The organism is Phreatobacter sp. GW821-FHT04C01 (genome assembly GCF_059420385.1).
Genome location: NZ_JBWKTP010000015.1, coordinates 12,318 through 29,763 on the forward strand (window position 1 = coordinate 12,318; position 17,446 = coordinate 29,763).

11 protein-coding genes are annotated in these 17,446 nt (G+C 68.2%); 2 read left to right on the plus strand and 9 right to left on the minus strand.

Annotation, left to right across the window (positions count from 1 at the left end; translation table 11 throughout):
* The first annotated feature begins 27 nt into the window (after positions 1 to 27).
* A complete protein-coding gene (gene pepN, locus AC07WJ_RS34495) occupies positions 28 to 2,667 on the plus strand; it encodes an aminopeptidase N (RefSeq protein WP_494939262.1) in 2,640 nt (879 codons plus the stop codon).
* Positions 2,668 to 2,861: 194 nt separating this feature from the next.
* A complete protein-coding gene (locus tag AC07WJ_RS34500) occupies positions 2,862 to 5,183 on the plus strand; it encodes a PAS domain-containing sensor histidine kinase (RefSeq protein ID WP_494939263.1) in 2,322 nt (773 codons plus the stop codon).
* A 24-nt stretch (positions 5,184 to 5,207) separates the two neighbouring features.
* Here the strand turns inward: AC07WJ_RS34500 and AC07WJ_RS34505 are convergent, their stop codons facing one another.
* From AC07WJ_RS34505 to AC07WJ_RS34545, 9 genes are all read right to left on the minus strand, one after another.
* Positions 5,208 to 8,159 (minus strand): bifunctional [glutamine synthetase] adenylyltransferase/[glutamine synthetase]-adenylyl-L-tyrosine phosphorylase, encoded by a 2,952-nt coding sequence (locus tag AC07WJ_RS34505; protein WP_494939264.1) that lies wholly within the window; start codon positions 8,157 to 8,159, stop codon positions 5,208 to 5,210.
* On the minus strand, positions 8,146 to 9,621 hold the full coding sequence (locus AC07WJ_RS34510) for a sensor histidine kinase (protein ID WP_494939265.1): 1,476 nt from the start codon (positions 9,619 to 9,621) through the stop codon (positions 8,146 to 8,148). The genes AC07WJ_RS34505 and AC07WJ_RS34510 overlap by 14 nt, the downstream gene beginning before the upstream one ends.
* Entirely contained in the window at positions 9,618 to 10,289 is a 672-nt protein-coding gene (locus AC07WJ_RS34515) for a response regulator transcription factor (protein WP_494939266.1), read from the minus strand. Before AC07WJ_RS34515 ends, AC07WJ_RS34510 begins: the two co-directional genes overlap by 4 nt.
* Positions 10,290 to 10,514: 225 nt before the next feature.
* Entirely contained in the window at positions 10,515 to 12,062 is a 1,548-nt protein-coding gene (locus AC07WJ_RS34520; protein ID WP_494939267.1) for a Do family serine endopeptidase, read from the minus strand.
* Positions 12,063 to 12,197: 135 nt separating this feature from the next.
* Positions 12,198 to 12,674, minus strand: a complete 477-nt coding sequence (locus AC07WJ_RS34525) for a cytochrome c-type biogenesis protein (RefSeq protein WP_494939268.1) — start codon at positions 12,672 to 12,674, stop codon at positions 12,198 to 12,200.
* Positions 12,674 to 14,665, minus strand: coding sequence for a heme lyase CcmF/NrfE family subunit (locus tag AC07WJ_RS34530; RefSeq protein ID WP_494939269.1), 1,992 nt, complete (start codon positions 14,663 to 14,665; stop codon positions 12,674 to 12,676). The genes AC07WJ_RS34525 and AC07WJ_RS34530 overlap by 1 nt, the downstream gene beginning before the upstream one ends.
* A 2-nt stretch (positions 14,666 to 14,667) precedes the next feature.
* The gene (gene ccmE / locus AC07WJ_RS34535; protein ID WP_494939270.1) at positions 14,668 to 15,147 is read right to left on the minus strand and encodes a cytochrome c maturation protein CcmE; all 480 of its coding nucleotides are present in this window, start codon (positions 15,145 to 15,147) and stop codon (positions 14,668 to 14,670) included.
* Positions 15,148 to 15,152: 5 nt separating this feature from the next.
* Positions 15,153 to 16,223 carry a c-type cytochrome biogenesis protein CcmI gene (gene ccmI / locus AC07WJ_RS34540; RefSeq protein ID WP_494939271.1) on the minus strand — a complete coding sequence of 357 codons (1,071 nt, stop codon included), beginning with the start codon at positions 16,221 to 16,223 and terminating at the stop codon, positions 15,153 to 15,155.
* A gap of 172 nt (positions 16,224 to 16,395) precedes the next feature.
* The gene (locus AC07WJ_RS34545; RefSeq protein ID WP_494939272.1) at positions 16,396 to 17,406 is read right to left on the minus strand and encodes a hypothetical protein; all 1,011 of its coding nucleotides are present in this window, start codon (positions 17,404 to 17,406) and stop codon (positions 16,396 to 16,398) included.
* Between the last annotated feature and the right edge of the window lie 40 nt (positions 17,407 to 17,446).

Here is a 17,446-nt window from a genome sequence, read left to right on the forward strand (position 1 = left end):
GCGTCGATAGCCTCTGGAGTGCCCACTATGCGCAGTGATCAAGCGAGACCGGTCAAGCTGTCCGACTATCGCGTGCCGGATCACCGCGTGACGACGGTCGAACTGGACGTGGCGCTGCATCCGAGCGCCACACGTGTCGTGGCACGATTGGCCGTCGAACGCCATCCCGAGGGGCGCCCGGACGCGCCGCTCAGCTTCGACGGCGATGAGCTGAGCCTCGTTTCGCTGGCGCTCGACGGCGCCAGGCTCGACAGTTCCGCCTATGAAGCCACCCCGGACCGGCTGGTGATCCACCGGCCGCCGAGCGGTCCGTTCACGCTGACCATCGAAACGACCGTCGACCCCGAAGCCAATACCCAGCTGATGGGCCTCTACCGCTCGTCGGGAACCTGGTGCACCCAGTGCGAGGCCGAAGGCTTCCGGCGGATCACCTATTTTCCGGACCGCCCCGACGTCCTGGCCGTCTATACGACACGAATCGAGGCCGACAAGGCGGCGGCGCCGGTGCTGCTCGGCAACGGCAATCTCGTCGCGGCCGGCGATCTCGGCAATGGCCGGCACTATGCCGTCTGGCATGACCCGCATCCGAAGCCCAGCTACCTGTTCGCCCTGGTCGGCGGCGACCTCGCCTCGATTTCCGATCATTTCGTCACGCGCTCGGGCCGCGACGTCACGCTGAAAGTCTATTCCGAGCACGGCAAGGAGAGCCGCTCGGCCTATGCCATGGACGCGCTGAAGCGCTCGATGCGCTGGGATGAGGAGGTGTTCGGCTGCGAATACGACCTCGACATCTTCATGATCGTGGCGGTCAGCGACTTCAACATGGGGGCGATGGAGAACAAGGGCCTCAATATCTTCAACGACAAATATGTCATGGCCCTGCCGGAGACCGCGACCGACCAGGACTACGCCCATATCGAGGCGGTGATCGCGCATGAATATTTCCACAACTGGACCGGGAACCGCATCACTTGCCGGGACTGGTTCCAGCTCTGCCTGAAGGAAGGCCTCACCGTCTTTCGCGACCAGGAATTCTCGTCCGACATGCGCTCGCGCGCGGTCAAGCGGATCGCCGATGTCCGGCTCCTCAAGGCGCAGCAATTCGCCGAGGACGCGGGCCCCCTCGCCCATCCTGTCCGCCCGGAACTTTATAACGAGATCAACAACTTCTATACCGCGACCGTCTATGAGAAGGGCGCCGAGGTGATCCGCGTCCTGAAGGTGCTGCTGGGCGCGGCCGAATTCCGGAAGGGCATGGATCTCTATCTCGCCCGGCATGACGGCGACGCCGCGACGATCGAGGATTTCATCGCCTGCTTCGCCGAGACGAGCGGTCGCGATCTCAGCCAGTTCTTCCTGTGGTATCGCCAGTCCGGCACGCCCGAGGTGAGTGTCGAGGGCCAGCACGACCCGAAGGCCGGCACCTTCACCCTCGATATCCGCCAGACCTTGCATCCGACCCCGGGCCAGCCGAGCAAGCAACCCATGGTCATCCCGCTGGCGCTCGCGCTGATCGGCCCGGATGGCGCCGAACGGCCGCTTCTGACCGAAGAGGGTGAAAGCGTGCCCGCCGTCGTGGCGCTGACCGCCAGCCGGCATCGCTTCGTGTTCACAGGTCATCCGACCCGGCCGATCGTCTCGATCAATCGCGGCTTCTCGGCGCCGATCAAACTCAACACCGACCTGACCGAGACCGACCTGCAATTCCTCGCCCGCCACGACAGCGATCCGTATAATCGCTGGCAATCGATCCAGACGCTGGCGACCCGGTTTCTCACCGCCTCGACCGCGGCCATCGTCAAGGGCGGTGCGGCGCTTGGCTCGGCCACGCTGATCGAGACGCTCGGCGCCGTGCTTAAGGACGCCGGCCGCGATCCTGCCTTTGCCGCCCAGGCGCTGAGCCTGCCGTCGGAAGCCGATATCGCCCGCGAAATCGGCGGCGAGGTCGATCCCGACGCCATCCAGGCCGCACGCCTGGCCTTGCGCCGAGCGATCGGCGACACGCTGGGTGACGATCTCGCGGCCGCGTTGACCGCCTTCCGCGCCGCGGGCCCGTTCTCGCCGGATGCCGCATCCGCGGGCCGCCGGGCGATCGCCAATGTGTCGCTCGACCTCTGGGCCGCCAACGGCGCCGAAGACCGGTTGGCCGAAGTCGCGCAGCGCTTCGCCGGCGCCGACAACATGACCGACCGTTTCGCCGCGCTGGCCATCCTCGCCCAGCACGCCGGCGCGAGACGTGAGGCGGCGCTGGCCGCCTTCCATGACAGCTACCGGGCCGACTCCCTGATCATCGACAAATGGCTGGCCCTTCAGGCGGGTATCGCCGAGCCGGGCACCCTCGACCGGGTCAAGGCGCTGATGGCCGGGTCGACCATCAATTTCGGCAATCCAAACCGGCTGAGGGCGCTGGTCGGCAGCTTCGCCATGACCAACCAGACCCAGTTCAACCGCCCGGACGGACAGGGCTACCGCTTCCTGGTCGACGTGGTGCTGGATGTCGACGCCCGGAACAGCCAGGTCGCGGCGCGGCTGCTGTCGGCGTTCCGCTCCTGGCGGGCGATGGAGCCGGGCCGGCGTGGGCTCGCCCAGGTCGCCCTGACCCGCGTCGCCAACACGTCCAACCTGTCGCCCGATGTCCGCGATATCGTCGAGCGCTCACTCGGCTGAGGCGTGACGCGGTCCTGCAAAATCCGCGTCCGATTTGGCTTTCATTCCTATCGCGTTAACCAAATATTTCCATTTCGGTGAATCCACGACTCTAGACAGTTGACCCCAAAATCGATTCTTATGTGCGTGATTCGGGGGCGTCAGCGACATTTCTCCTGAGCAAAATCATCTGATTGTCGACGGGGGAACCGGCGATGGCGCGCAATTCAGCGGCCAGCGCGGAAGCGCGGATTCATGCTATTGGCTCGCGCGGCTTCGCGAAGCCGATCAGCGCCTCGCTGGAATCGTGGCTCGCCCCCTATGAGCCGCTGCTCCGTCGCCTGGTACCGGGACTGATCGTCGCGTTCCTGGTGGTGATGGGCACCGGCGCGGTGCTGCAGATCTACAACAGCCGCATCGAGGCGCTGGGTTCGGCTGCCGAAGACCTGGCGATGATCGCTTCGGCCTTCGACGACGACCTCAGCCATCGGACCGCCGTCGCCGCGGGCGACCTGACGGTCGCGGCCCAGGCCGCGATGAACCTCGCGACCACCCGCGCGACCACCGGCATCAATCGCACGCTCGTCGTCACCGATCTCTCCGGCACCATCATCGCCGCCCTGCCCGCCCGGGCGCGCAGCACGCTGGTCGGCCGGCCGATCACCACCGTGCTCAGCAGCGCATTGGCCGCGGCCGAGACCGACAGCCAGCAACTGGCCATGCATGTGACGCTCGCCGACGGCGACACCGCGCTGCTCGCCATGCGCCAGTTGCAAGCGCCGTTTCAGCGCCTCTATGTGATGCAGCCGACCGACGATGCGCTCGCCAACTGGATGCGCGCCTCGCTGCTGACGGGCACGCTGTTCACCACCACCGGCTTGCTGCTGCTGATCCTGGGTCTTGCCTTCCATATCCAGACCGTCCGCGCGGCCACCGCCGACATGATCAACCAGAACGCCCGCGCCACCATCGACGCCGCGCTGGAAAGCGGCGGCTGCGGCCTGTGGGACTGGGAAATCGGCAGCCAGCAGATGTTCTGGTCGGCCTCAATGTTCGAAATCCTGGGATTGACGCCGCGCGAAGGCCTGCTGACGGTGGCCGAACTGCAGCCCCTGCTTCACCCCGAAGACAGCTACCTCGCCAATATCAGCGAACTCGTCGACCTCGATCCCGCCGCAACCGTCGATTTTCAGTTCCGCATGCGCCATGCCGACGGCCGCTGGATCTGGCTGAGGGCGCGCGGCCGCAGGCTGAACCTTGCCGGCATCGCGCATTCCCGCTTCGTCGGCATCATCGTCGACATTACCGAACAGCTGGCGCTGGCCGAACGCAACGCGGCCACCGACCTGCGCATCCGCGAGGCGATCGAGACCATTTCGGAGGCCTTCGTCGTCTGCGACGACGACGAGCGCATCGTCGTCTGCAATTCGAAGTTCCGCGAGCTCAACGGCCTGACCGAGGAAGGCGCCCGCGCCGGCACCTGTTATCACGAGGCGCTGGCCAAGGGCGGCGGTGCCAACATCGTCGACGGCCGGGTGCTGGCGACCCAGGCCCAGGACGGCTCGCGCGACCTGGAAGTGAAACTGGCCGACGGCCGCTGGCTGCAGATCAGCGAACGCCGCACCCGCTGCGGCGGTTTCGTCTCGGTGGGCACCGATATCACGGCCCTCAAGCATCATGAGACCGAGCTGACCGCCAGCGAGCAGCGCCTGCGGGCCAGCGTCGCCGACCTGCAGCGCAGCCAATACACGCTGGAGATCCAGACCCAGCAGCTTGCCGAGCTCGCCGAGAAATATGGCGAGCAGAAGACCCGCGCCGAGGAAGCCAACCGGGCCAAGTCCGAGTTCCTGGCCAATATGAGCCACGAGCTCCGGACCCCGCTCAACGCCATCATCGGCTTCTCCGAAATCCTCAAGGAGGGCCATTTCGGCCCGATCGGCGTGCCGAAATACGGCGAATATGCCCGCGACATCTATGACAGCGGCCATTTCCTGCTCTCCGTCATCGACGACATCCTCGACATGTCGAAGATCGAGGCCGGCCGGCTGAAGCTCGATCCGCGCGAGACCTATCTCGAGGAAACCCTGGACGAGACCATGCGGGTGCTGGCCAAGATGGCCTCGGACAAGCAGATCATCATCGAGGCGGAAATTCCCGAGGGCATGGAACTCGTCGCCGATCGCCGGGCGATCAAGCAGATCGCGCTCAACCTTTTGTCCAATGCGGTGAAATTCACCCCGCCCGGCGGCATGGTGTCGGTTCGCGTGCGCAAGGCCCGCGGCGTGGTGGCGCTGGCCATCGAGGATACCGGCATCGGCATTCCACGCCAGGCGATCCGCAATCTCGGCCGGCCCTTCGAACAGGTCCAGAGCCAGTTCTCGAAGAACCACAACGGCTCGGGCCTGGGCCTTGCGATCGCCAAGTCGCTCGCCGAAATGCATGGCGGCTCGCTCAGGATCCGCTCGACCGAAGGCCGCGGCACCACCGTGGTGGTACGCCTGCCGGTGGCCGGCCCCAATGCCAAGGAAGCCGCCTGACCGGCCGGCCTCGCCATCGAACGATCAGATCGGTCCGACCACACTGACAAAGGCCTTGCGTACCGCCTTCTGCACGTCGGCGATATGGGCGTTGAGAGTGGCGAAATCCGGCAGTTCCCCGGCACGTGCCAGCAACCGCTTCAGGCCCGGCGTGCCGGAGGCCGGCTCGAACCGGTCGACCAGGCAGAGCCTGAGGATCTGGGTCAGCCTCTGATAGAGCCTGCAGGCGGAACGCAGCACATCGGCGTCCTCCACCTTCAGAACGCCGGCCTGCGCCGCCCGGTCCAGCACGCGCAGCGTATTGGTATCGAGAATTTCGGGATGTTTGTGGGCGTGCACGAGCTGCAGCGCCTGGGCAACGAACTCGATGTCGATCAGGCCGCCGCGGACATATTTCAGGTCCCAGCGGTCGCTGTCGCCCTTGTCCTCGGCGATCGCCCGGCGCATGTCGACGATATCGCCGAGCGTCGCCTTGGCCACCCGCTTGGTGGTCAGGACGGCGTGGATCGCCGCCTCCACCTCGGTGCCGAAGCCGGGTGTCGCCGAGATCACCCGGGCGCGGGTCAGCGCCATATGCTCCCAGGTCCAGGCCTCGTCGAGCTGGTAGGAGCGAAAACCGTCGAGATGGGTGGCGACCGGGCCGGACCGGCCTGACGGCCGCAGCCTGAGGTCGACCTCGTAGAGCACGCCCTCGCTCGTCGGTACCGACAGGGCGCTGATCAGGCGTTGCGTCAGCCGGGCGAAATAATGGCTGCCGACCAGGGGACGCTTGCCGTCGGAAGCGTTTTCGTCGGGGTCGTGGGCGTAGAGCAGGATCAGGTCGAGATCGGAGCCGGCGGTCATCTCGCGGCCGCCGAGCTTGCCGAGTGCCACCACCGCCGTGCGCATGCCGGGGACCCGCCCATGGGCTTCGACGATCTGTGCCTCGACCGCCTTGTGCAGCGCGACGATCAGCTGCTCGGCGAGCCGGGCGAAGGCCTGGCCGGCGGCCTCCGCCGAGACGGTGCCGGCGAGCACCCGCACGCCGATCAGGAACAATTGCTCCTGGCCGAAGATGCGGACGCGATCGAGCACCTCTTCCGGATGCCGGGCAAGGCTGATGACGTGGTGCAGGCTCAGCGCCAGCTCGGCATCGGACGGCAGTTCGCCGAAAAAAGCCGGCTCAAGCAAGGCGTCCAGCACATGGGCGCGCCGTCCCAAGAGGTCGGCGAGGCGCGGCGCCGAACCGAGGATCTGTGAGATCAGTTCGAGCAGATCCGGGTGGGCGCGCAGCAGGACCAGCAGCTCGATCGGCTGGGAATGCCGGGTCAGAAGGCGGTCGAAAGCACGCAGGCCCAGATCCGCGTCGCCGGTGCGCGACAAGGCGTCGAGCAAGGCGGGGGCCAGTTCCGCCACCCGTTCGCGTGCTTCCCGGGCCCGCAACCCGCCCGAACGCCCCTCCTGCCAGCCATGCACCATGGCGACGGCAGCAGTCGCATCCTGGAAGCCGAGATCGGTCAGTGCCGACAGCGTCGAGGCCTTGGGCGGATCGGCGGTGAGGTCGAGCGTACCCTTCACCTCGGACAAGGGCGGCAAGGTCTCGAACAGATGCGCGTAGGCCGCTTCCACCGGCCGCAATTCGTCGATCAAGGCGTCGGCGAAGGCCGCGCGGTTCTTGAAGCCGAGAAAGCGGGCGATGCGCTCGACGTCCTCGGTCGCCTCCGGCAGGCTGTGGGTCTGCTCGTCGGCGACCATCTGCAGCCGGTGCTCGACCTTGCGCAGAAAGCGATAGGCAAGCTGCAGCGCCTCGCGCGTTTCCTGCTGCACCCAGCCCGCCGCCACCAGCTGCTCGAGACCGCTCATGGTGTCCTTGACCCGGAGCGCCCGGTTGCGGCCGCCCGCGATCAATTGCTGGGTCTGCACGAAGAACTCGATCTCGCGGATGCCGCCGCGGCCGAGCTTGATATTGTGGCCTTCGACGGCCAGGGCGTCGTGGCCGCGGAAGGCATGGATCTGGCGCTTCATGGCGTGGACGTCGGCCACCGCCGTGTAGTCGAGATATTTGCGCCAGATGAACGGCTCGATCTCGCGCAGGAAGGCGGCGGCCGCCGCCAGGTCGCCGGCGCAGGGCCTGGCCTTGATGAAGGCCGAGCGCTCCCAGGTCTGGCCGAGCGTCTCGTAATAATGCAGCGCCGCCGGCACCGAAATCGCGACCGCGGTCGCCCCCGGGTCGGGCCGCAGGCGCAGGTCGGTGCGGAACACATAGCCCTCGGGCGTGCGCTCCTGCAGGATCTTCACCAGGCGCTGGGTCAGGCGGACATAGACCTGCTGCGGCTCCTTGCCCGCCTTGAACGGGGCCTTGTCCGGATCGAAGAAGACGATCAGGTCGATGTCGCTGGAATAATTGAGTTCATGGGCGCCGTGCTTGCCCATGGCGAGCACGATGTAGCCGGAATCGCGCTCCGGATGGTCCGGATCCGCCGGCTTCAGCGTACCGGCCTCGGCCAGTTCCCGCATGAGATGGGCGACCGCCTCGGCAACCGCGGTATCGGCGGTGCGGGTCAGCGCGGCCGTGACCTGCTCGAGCGGCCAGACGTCACCGATATCGGCGAGCGCCACCAGCAGCGCGACATGGCGGCGAAACCGGCGCAGCGCCACCCCCACGGCCTCGTCATTGACCGCCTGCCGGCACGCGGCGACGGCGGTCGCGACCAGCACCTCGAATTGCGCCGCCGGCGCCGTCCGTAGACAGTCGAGCAGGATCTCGGGCTCGTGGGTGGCGATGGCGGTCAGGAACGGCGAATGGGCCAGCACGCCGGCGACCACCGCCCGCGGTTTCGGCGCCTTCAGAATCAGGTCGAGTTCGCCGGCCAGCGCCCGGTCTTCGACAGCGCCGAGAAAGCCGCTCAGCAGCTTGGCTGCGCCGACGCCCTGAGGCAGCACCGGCGCGGTCACGAACCGCTGGTGCAGGGGGCCTTCGTGGTCAGGAATTTCCATTCGCATTGGTCGCATCGCCCGGCATTCGAGGCAGACGTAGCACGACCTTCAGCCCAGGTGCATTGTCGACGAGCGAAAGGTTACCGCCATGCAGCCTTGCGACCGCCGCGGCGAGCGACAGGCCGAGCCCGGATCCGGGCCGCGAGCGGCTGGCCTCCAGCCGCACGAATCGCTCCAGCACGCGCTCCCGATCGGCCTGCGGAATGCCCGGCCCGCTGTCGGCCACCGTCAGCACCGCCTCAGATCCTTCCGCCCCGACAGCGAGCGCGATATGTCCAGCCTGGCCCTCCACACGGCCATATTTCAAGGCATTGTCGACGAGATTGGCGACCACCTGGCCGAGCAGTTCGCGGCTGCCGTTGACCGCGACCGCCGCGGCCGCCACGCCAAGGGTCATGCCGGCCTCCTCGGCCAGCGGCTCGTAGAGCTCGCCGACGCCCTCGACGATCTCGGCGAGATCGATCGGCGCCATGCCGTCCTGCTGATTGCCGGCTTCCGCCCGGGCGATCATCAAGAGCGCGTTGAAGGTGCGGATCAGGCCGTCCGATTCGTCGATGATCCCGGCGAGCGCCTGGCGGTGCTCGTCGTCGCCCGAGGCATTGCGCAGGGCTTCCTCGGCGCGGTTCTTCAGCCGCGTCAGCGGCGTCTTGAGATCATGGGCGATATTGTCCGAGACCTCCTTCATGCCGGCCATCAGCGCCTCGATGCGGGCGATCATGGCATTGACGCTCTCGGCCAGCCGGTCGAGTTCGTCGCGCGTGCCGGCGACCGGCAGGCGGCCGGTGAGGTCGCCGGCCATGATCCGGCGCGAGGTCTCGGTCATCGCGTCGACGCGCTTCAGCACGCGGCGGGTGACGAAATAGGCGCCGATCAGGCCGAGAACCAGGGCGACCGCCAGCGACAGCCGGAAGCCGCTGCCGAAGATATCGAGCACCCGGTCACGCTCCTCGAGGTCGCGGCCGACCAGCAGGCGGAAACCGCCCGGCAGGCCGTAGACCTGGGCCAGCGCACGGTGCGGCCGCGCGGCCGCCGTCTCCTCGGCGCGCCGATAGTCGGTCTCGATCCACCCCTGACGGGTCAGCGTGCCGTCTGGCAGGTCGCCGATATTTCCCGCCACCACTTCGCCCGCGAAGGTGGTGACCATGTAGAGCGAGGCGCCGGGCCGGCGGCCGCGCTCGTCGATGACATTGACCAGCCGGCGAATGCCGCCAATGGCATATTGCTCGGCAAGCCCCCGCACCTCGGCCTCCACCGTCTCGGTGATCTGGTCGGTGAACAGGCGCTGCGTGGCAAAGCCGAGCCAGCCGATCAGGAAGCCGGCGAACAGCACGAACATCAGCAGATAGGCGGCGATGATCTTGAAGGCCGTGGTGCGCAGCAAGGTCCGCAAGCGGAAGCCGCGCCGGCCGGCATGGTCGTCGTGCACGCCGGCACCCGCCTCGCCCGGAACCGCCCCGGTCACGCGCGCACCGTATAGCCCGCACCACGAATGGTCTGGATCAGCGGCTTGCTGAAGCCCTTGTCGATCTTCGAGCGCAGCCGCGAGACATGCACGTCGATGACATTGGTCTGCGGATCGAAGTGATAGTCCCAGACATGCTCGAGCAGCATGGTGCGGGTGACCACCTGGCCGGCATTCTTCATGAGATATTCGAGCAGGCGGAACTCGCGCGGCTGCAGGACGATCTCCTCGCCGGCACGGGTGACCCGATGCGACAGGCGGTCGAGCTCAAGGTCGCCCACCCGATAGACGGTCTCGGGCGTGCCGGTCGAGCGGCGGCGCGACAGCACCTCGACCCGGGCGAGCAGTTCGGAAAAGGAATAGGGCTTGGGCAGGTAATCGTCGCCGCCGGCGCGCAGGCCCTTGACCCGGTCGTCGACCTGGCCGAGCGCCGACAGGATCAGCACCGGGGTTTCGCGCCCCGAGCGGCGCAACTCGCCGATCAGCGTCAGCCCGTCCTTCTTCGGCAGCATGCGGTCGACGACCAGCACGTCATAGGGGCCGCCCTCGGCGAGCGCGAGGCCGGTTTCCCCGTCGGCGGCATGATCCGCGACGTGACCGGCCTCCTTGAATGCCTTGACCAGGTAGGACGCCGCGTCACGGTCGTCTTCGACTATCAGAATCCGCATGTCGGGCATGGTAGGAGGGTCTCGCGCCAATCGCCAGACGCTGAATGCGCGGGCGGGATGGTCCGGGCTCGAAGCCCGAACGGGAACGAGGCGGACGGTGGGTGATCCGTCCGCCTCGCCCGAGACCGATCCGACGCAGCGGGGGGCGACTGGGGGGTTGCCGCGCCGGATCGCTTATGTGTCGGCGTGGGTCCGAAAAAGGTTCGAACCCACGCGCATTTTATTTCAACCCGCGTTGAGCGGGATGGCGATGAAGCGCTGGCCGTCGCCGGAGCGCAGCCGGATCAGCGCCGAACGGCGGCCCTGGGCGCGTGCCGCCGCAAGCGCCTCATGGACGTCGCGGGTGGAGGCGACCGCCCGGCCGGCGACATCGATGATCACGTCGCCCTCACGGACACCGCGCGCCGCGGCCGGGCCGTTCGGGTCGACATCGGTGACGACGAGGCCTTCGCCGCTGCCGCCGAACTTGCCGCCACGGCCGGCCGGCTGCAGCGTCAGACCCAGACGCGGGACCTGCGGTCCGGCCTGCTGATCGCCACGCTGCTCGCCCGGCTGGTCGCCGCGCGCCGAAGCCTGGCGCTCGTTCGGGAGCTGGCCGAGCGTCAGGTTGACGCTGCGCTCGGCGCCGTCGCGCTGGACCGTCAGCTTGACGGTGGCGCCGGGATGGGCAGTGCCGATGCGACGGCTGAGGTCACGGGCGTCCTTGACCGGCTGGCCGTCGACCGCGGTGATCACGTCGGACGGCCGGAGCTCAGCGCGCGCCGCCGGGCTGCCGCTCTGGACGCTGGCGATCAGCGCGCCTTCCGGCCGGGCCAGCCGGAGGCTCTCGGCGATCTCTTCGGTCACCGGCTGGATCTGCACGCCGATCCAACCCCGCGAGACGGTGCCGGTGTCGCGCAGCGCGGCGATCACGGTCTGGGTGGTCTCCGAGGGGATGGCAAACGCAATACCGACATTGCCTCCCGACGGTGAGTAGATCGCGGTGTTGACGCCGATCACCTCGCCGGCGGCATTGAAGGTCGGGCCGCCGGAATTGCCGCGGTTCACCGCCGCGTCGATCTGCAGGAAGTCGTCATAGGGACCGGAGCCGATGTCGCGGCCGCGCGCCGAGACGATGCCGGCGGTCACCGTGCCGCCGAGGCCGAAGGGATTGCCGACCGCCAGGACCCAGTCGCCGACACGCGGTGCCTGAGCGGCGAAGCGCACGAAGGGGAAGTTGGTGCCTTCGACCTTCAGGAGCGCAAGATCGGTGCGCGGATCGGTGCCGACGACCTTGGCCTTGACCGTGCGGCCGCCATCGATGACCAGATCGGCCTCGGTCGCGCCTTCGACCACGTGGTTGTTGGTGACGACATAACCGTCGGCCGAAATGAAGAAGCCGGAGCCCTGCGCGACCGCGCGCGGTCCACCACGGCCCTGACCGCCGCGGCGCTCACCCTGGCCGAAGCGCGGATCGCCCTGCCCCTGCTCGCCGAAGCGGCGCATGAAGCGCTCCATCATGCCGCGATCACCCTCGTCCATGCCCGGGATGTCGCGGAACGACATCTGCTCGCTGGTGGCGGCGCGCGTCACCTTGACTGAGACGACGGCGGGGCGAACCCGCTCGACCACGTCAGCAAAGGACGGCAGGCTGCCGATCTGAGCGGCCTGGGTGGACTGGGCATGGGCGGGAGCGATGAAACTGGACGGGGCAGTCTGGAACTGCAGGACGCCGGCGCCAATGGCCAGGGCCGCAACGGTGCCGTAGAGCGCGGTACGCAGGCGAGGTGACATGAGGGTAGCTCCATCGAAACGGGGACACGGAAGCTCCGTGAGTGCCCCGGACAATGGTGCAGGCCAGATTACGGCGCTCTGGCCGGGAGATTACGGTTTGGTAAGGTGCCGGCCGGCCTCGGCGCGGCCGGGCTCCTACGACTTCAGGACGGCGTCGAGCTTGGCCTTTTCCTCGTCGGTCAGCGGCTGAACGGCCGGACTGGCCCGGCGGCGGCGCAGGGCGAAGGCGATGTAGAGCCCGCCGGCGGCCAGGAAAGCGACCGGCGCCGCCCACAGCGCCCAGGTGTGGCGGCTCAGCCGCGGCGTCAGCAGCACGAACTCGCCGTAACGATCGACCAGGAAATCCAGCACCTGCCTGTCGCTGTCGCCGGCCTTCAGCCGTTCGCGGACGAGCAGCCGGAGGTCGCGGGCAAGCGAGGCATCGGAATCGTCGATCGACTGGTTCTGGCAGACCATGCAGCGCAGCTCCTGGCTGAGCGTACGGGCGCGTGCCTCGAGGACCGGATCGGCCAGCATCTCGTCCGGCAACGCGGCTCTCGCCGGCCCGATCAGGCCGGGCGCTGCCAGCGCCAGCATAAGCGCGACGGCAAGGGCGCTCCGTTGCAGGCCCATCACTCCGCCGCCTCCAGGGCCGGCGCCGTGGCCCGCCGGGCCGCCGGCTTCGGAGCGCCGACACGCAGGCGCCGGTCCGATAGTGAGAGCATGCCGCCGAACACCATGAACAGCGTGCCGATCCAGATCAGCAGCACCATCGGCTTGTAGAACAGCCGGAGCGCGATCGAGCCGTCCTCGCCGGGATCGCCGGGCGAGACATAGAGCTGCGACACGCCGCGCGTCCTCAGCGCCGCCTCGGTGGTCGGCATGTTGCGGGCCGTATAGACCCGCTTGGCGGGGGCCAGGACACCGGCGGGAACGCCGCCCTCGGCGACGCGCAGGCGCGCGACCTGGTCGCGATAGTTCGGCCCCTCCTGCGGCGACATGCCGTCAAAGGTCAGGTCGAAGCCGGCGATCGACACGGTCTGGCCCGGCCTGACCTGGACGATCAGCTCCTGGCGATAGGCGGTCTCGCCGACAATGCCGATGAGCATGACGCCGACCCCGGCATGGGCGACGGCCGTGCCCCAGGCCGAACGCGGCAGGCCCTTGGCCCTGGCCCAGACGGTGGCGGCCGGCGCGCGGAACAGCTGGATCCGCTCGGCGACCTCGATCAGCGAGCCGGCAATGATGTAGCAGGCAAGGCCGATGGCGACCGGTGCCAGCACCGGGCCGCCCCAGGTCGCCGCATAAGCGGCGAGCATGCCGGCGACGCCGAGGCCGAAGGCCCAGGTCAGGCGCTGGGCGACGCCGTAGAGGTCACCGCGTTTCCAGGCCAGGAAGGGGCCGAACACCATGACCACCAGGAGCGGCACCATCAGCGGGCCGAAGGTCCAGTTGAAGAAGGGCGGACCGACCGAGATCTTGGCGCCGGTCAGGGCCTCCAGCGCCAGGGGATAGAGGGTGCCGACAAAGACCACGGCGCAGGCGGCGGTCAGGAACAGGTTGTTCAGCACCAGCGCGCCTTCGCGCGACACCGGCGCGAAGATGCCCCCCTGTTTCAGCATCGGCGCCCGCCAGGCGTAGAGCGCCAGGGAACCGCCGATGAACGCCACCAGGATCGCGAGAATGAACACGCCGCGCTCAGGGTCGACGGCGAAGGCGTGGACCGACGTGAGCACGCCGGAGCGGACCAGGAAAGTGCCGAGCAGCGACAGCGAGAAGGTGAGGATGGCCAGCAGCACGGTCCAGACCTTCAGGGCCTCGCGCTTTTCCATGACGATGGCCGAATGCAGCAGCGCGGTGCCGGCGAGCCAGGGCATCAGCGAGGCGTTCTCGACCGGATCCCAGAACCACCAGCCGCCCCAGCCGAGCTCGTAATAGGCCCAGAACGAGCCCATCGAAATGCCGGCGGTCAGGAACATCCAGGCGGTCAGCGCCCAGGGCCTGACCCAGCGGGCCCAGGCGGCGTCGATCTTGCCGTCGATGAGCGCCGCCACGGCGAAGGCAAAGGACATGGAGAAGCCGACATAGCCGACATAGAGCAGCGGCGGATGGATCGCCAGGCCGAGGTCCTGCAGCAGCGGATTGAGGTCACGCCCGTCGAAAGGCGCCGGCGAGAGCCGCGTGAAGGGATTGGAGGTGTTCAGGATGAACAGGAGAAAGGCGACCGTGATCCAGCTTTGCACCGCCAGCACATTGGCCTTCAGGCTGAGCGGCAGGTTGCCGCCGAACACCGCCACCAGCGCCGAAAACAGCGCCAGGATCAGCACCCAGAGCAGCATGGAGCCTTCGTGGTTCCCCCAGACGCCGGAGATCTTGTAGATCAGCGGCTGGGCCGGATGGCTGTTGAGATAGACGTTCTCGACCGAGAAATCCGAGACCAGATAGGCGTAGGTCAGGGTCGCGAAAGCCAGCGCGATGAAGGCGAACTGGCCAAGTGCCACCGGCCCGGCGGTGCCCATCAGCACGGCATCGCCTTTCCTGGCGCCGACGACCGGCACGACCGATTGAATCAGCGCCAAGGCCAGCGCCAGGACCAGGGCATAGTGGCCGATTTCCGGAGACATGGTCACCTCGTCCCGGTTTGACCCGCCGCGTCGCGGCCGGGGACTGGATCGCCGGGTCGCCAGAGGCCCTGCTGTCGCAGGCTGTCGGCAACCTCTTTCGGCATGTAATTCTCGTCGTGACGGGCCAGCACGCTGTCGGCGCGGAACTGCCTGCCGGGTTCGATGACACCTTCGGTCACCACGCCCTGCCCTTCGCGGAACAGGTCGGGCAGCACACCGGTATAGGCGACCGGGACCGAGTTGCGGCCGTCGGTAACGCTGAAGCGCACCTGCATGTTCTCGCCGCGCCGGACCGAGCCGGTCTCGACCAGGCCGCCAAGACGGATCCGCGTGCCCGGCTGGATCGCCTTCTCGACCACGTCGGTCGGCGAATTGAACAGGGTGATCGAGCCGGACAAGGCGTAGAGCACCAGGCCGGCGGCGATGCCCAGCACGCCGAGGGCGAAACCGATCAAGGTCAGGCGGCGCTGCTTGCGGGTCATCTCGATCAGCCTCCGAGGCCCAGTTCGCGGACCAGCGCATCGAGCCGGGTGATTTTCTCGGCCTCGGCGGCAAAATGGTGGCGCGCGTCCGTCGCGGCCTGGCGTGCCCGGGCGCCGTCGCCCAGCACGGCATAGGAGCGGACCAGGCGCAGCCAGCCTTCGAAATCGCTGCCATCGGCGGCGAGCCGCGCCGCCAGTCCGTCGACCATGCCGCGGATATCGGTCGCGCTCGGTATCGCCGGTGCCGGCGGCGGCGTACCGCCAAGCCGTACGATCTCGCTTTGGATCGGTGCAAGCCAGGGCGCGCCGGGAGGTGCTGCTTCGGCGAGCCGGGTCCAGACCGCCCGGGCCTCTTCCGGCCTGCCGGCCTGCTCGGCGGCAAGACCGACGAAATAGCTGGCCTTCGGATGGTTCGGCTCGATGGCGATGGCACGCTCGAAGCCGGCCTTGGCCTCGGCCGTCACCTGGCCCTGGGCTTCGAGCACCCGCGCCTCGGCGAGATCGGCCTCGCGATCGGCGGTCGCGCCGAGCAGCCGCAGGGCGTTGGCGCGCGCCTTGATCGCGTCGGCTCCGCGCCCGAGCCTTGCATAGATCGGCGCCAGGATCTCCCAGCCGCGGCCATCCTCGGGATTGGCGGCAAGATGCGCCTCGACGCGGCCGATGAGGGTCGCAAGGTCACGTTCGGCCGGCGTCTCGCGGACCCTGCCGGCGAAGGGCTGGCCCGGATAGTCCGGCCGGCCGCGCGTGCCATAGGCGGCGGCCGCCACCAGCGGCACCAGGACGATCGCTGCGACCGCCGCGATCCGGCGGCGCCTGAGCGATGAGCCAAGGTCCGGAGACGCCTGGTCGGCGGCGGCGATCAGCCGGCGCGACACCTCGATGCGCGCCGCCTCCGCCTCGGCCTCGCCGATCAGGCCGACCTGCCGGTCGCGGCCGATTTCGGCCAATTGATCCTTATAGACGGCGAGATCCGAGCCCGACGACCGGGCCGCTGCCTCGCGCGAGCGCGCGAGCGGCACCAGCACCGCGAAAATCGCGGCGGCCGTCATGACCGCGAAGACCAACCAGACCGTCATGGACCCATCCATGCCGCACACTTAAAGGTCGGCGCCGCCGCACGCCACCGGGCGATGCGTCGCGGGCCGGCCTGGGCAATAGACCAGCCGAAGAGCCGCGACAATGACGGCGATCAAATGGCAATCATGACGAATGCGTCAGCGGTCGGCCGGCATCTCCCGCACCGGGCGGTCAGCGCCCGGCGTTCCTGGCGCTGTGGATCGCCACCTCGGCGGCCTTCTGCAGGAGCTGGGCATAGCTGGCACCGAAGATGCGCGCCGAGAAGCGGATGCCGGCCTCGATCTGGCTGATCTTCAGCGCTCGGTCGGTCTCGGGCGCGCTGCGGATCGATTCCAGCAATTGGGTCAAACGCGGGTCGAGATAACCCTGGATCTCGGTGAAGACCCGGACGGTGATCTCGTTGAGCGCGATCTCGGCGGCCGAATTGCGACAGACGGTCAACAGGTCGAGCCGGGTCTCGATCTCGCTGACCACGTCCTCGGTCACCTGCTCGACATGCACGTCGTCGCGATGCCGGGCGCGCAGATGGCGGCGGATCTGCCCCGGCACGCCCTCGATCTCGGCCGACAGCAACCCGGCCAGAACGCCGCGAAGCTTGGCCATGCGGCGCTGCCAGGGGCCGTCGCCCGACAGGTTCATGTCGGTGCGCAGCGCCCGGGCGGCGTCGTGAAAATCCTTGACGAGGCCGCCGACGACCTGCGGCTTGTTGGCCTTCAGCGCGGCGGTCGTGCCGATGACCGCGAGTTCGGCATCGGCCAGGACCAGCTCGACCGCATGACGGTAGGGATTGGCGGCGATCTTGGTCGGATCGTCGCTCTCGGTCGCGGCGACCGCCAACCGCACCAATTGATGGCGATGAGCGAGCCGGGCCTGTACCAGGGCCAGCGCGAAGGGCAGGAGCGAAGGCCGCTTGGTGGCGATCGGATCGAGCAGCATGCGCGCGTTGTCGAGCCCCTCGTCGGCGAGGTTCTTGATCACCGACGGCAGCTTGGCCGGCAAATAGGCGAGCGCGCCGATATCCGGCAGGATCCGGACGATGTCGGTCGCGTCCTCCAGCACCCGTTCGTCGCCGAGATGGGCGGCAAGGCGCTTGCGCGCCGGCTCGCCGCCTTCGGTCGAGGACAGTTTCGCCTCGATCGCCGGGATCATGATCGAGAGAAACTTGGCGCAGTGATAACTCACCGCCTCGGGGGGGGGGGGGGGGGGGGGGGGGGGGGGGGGG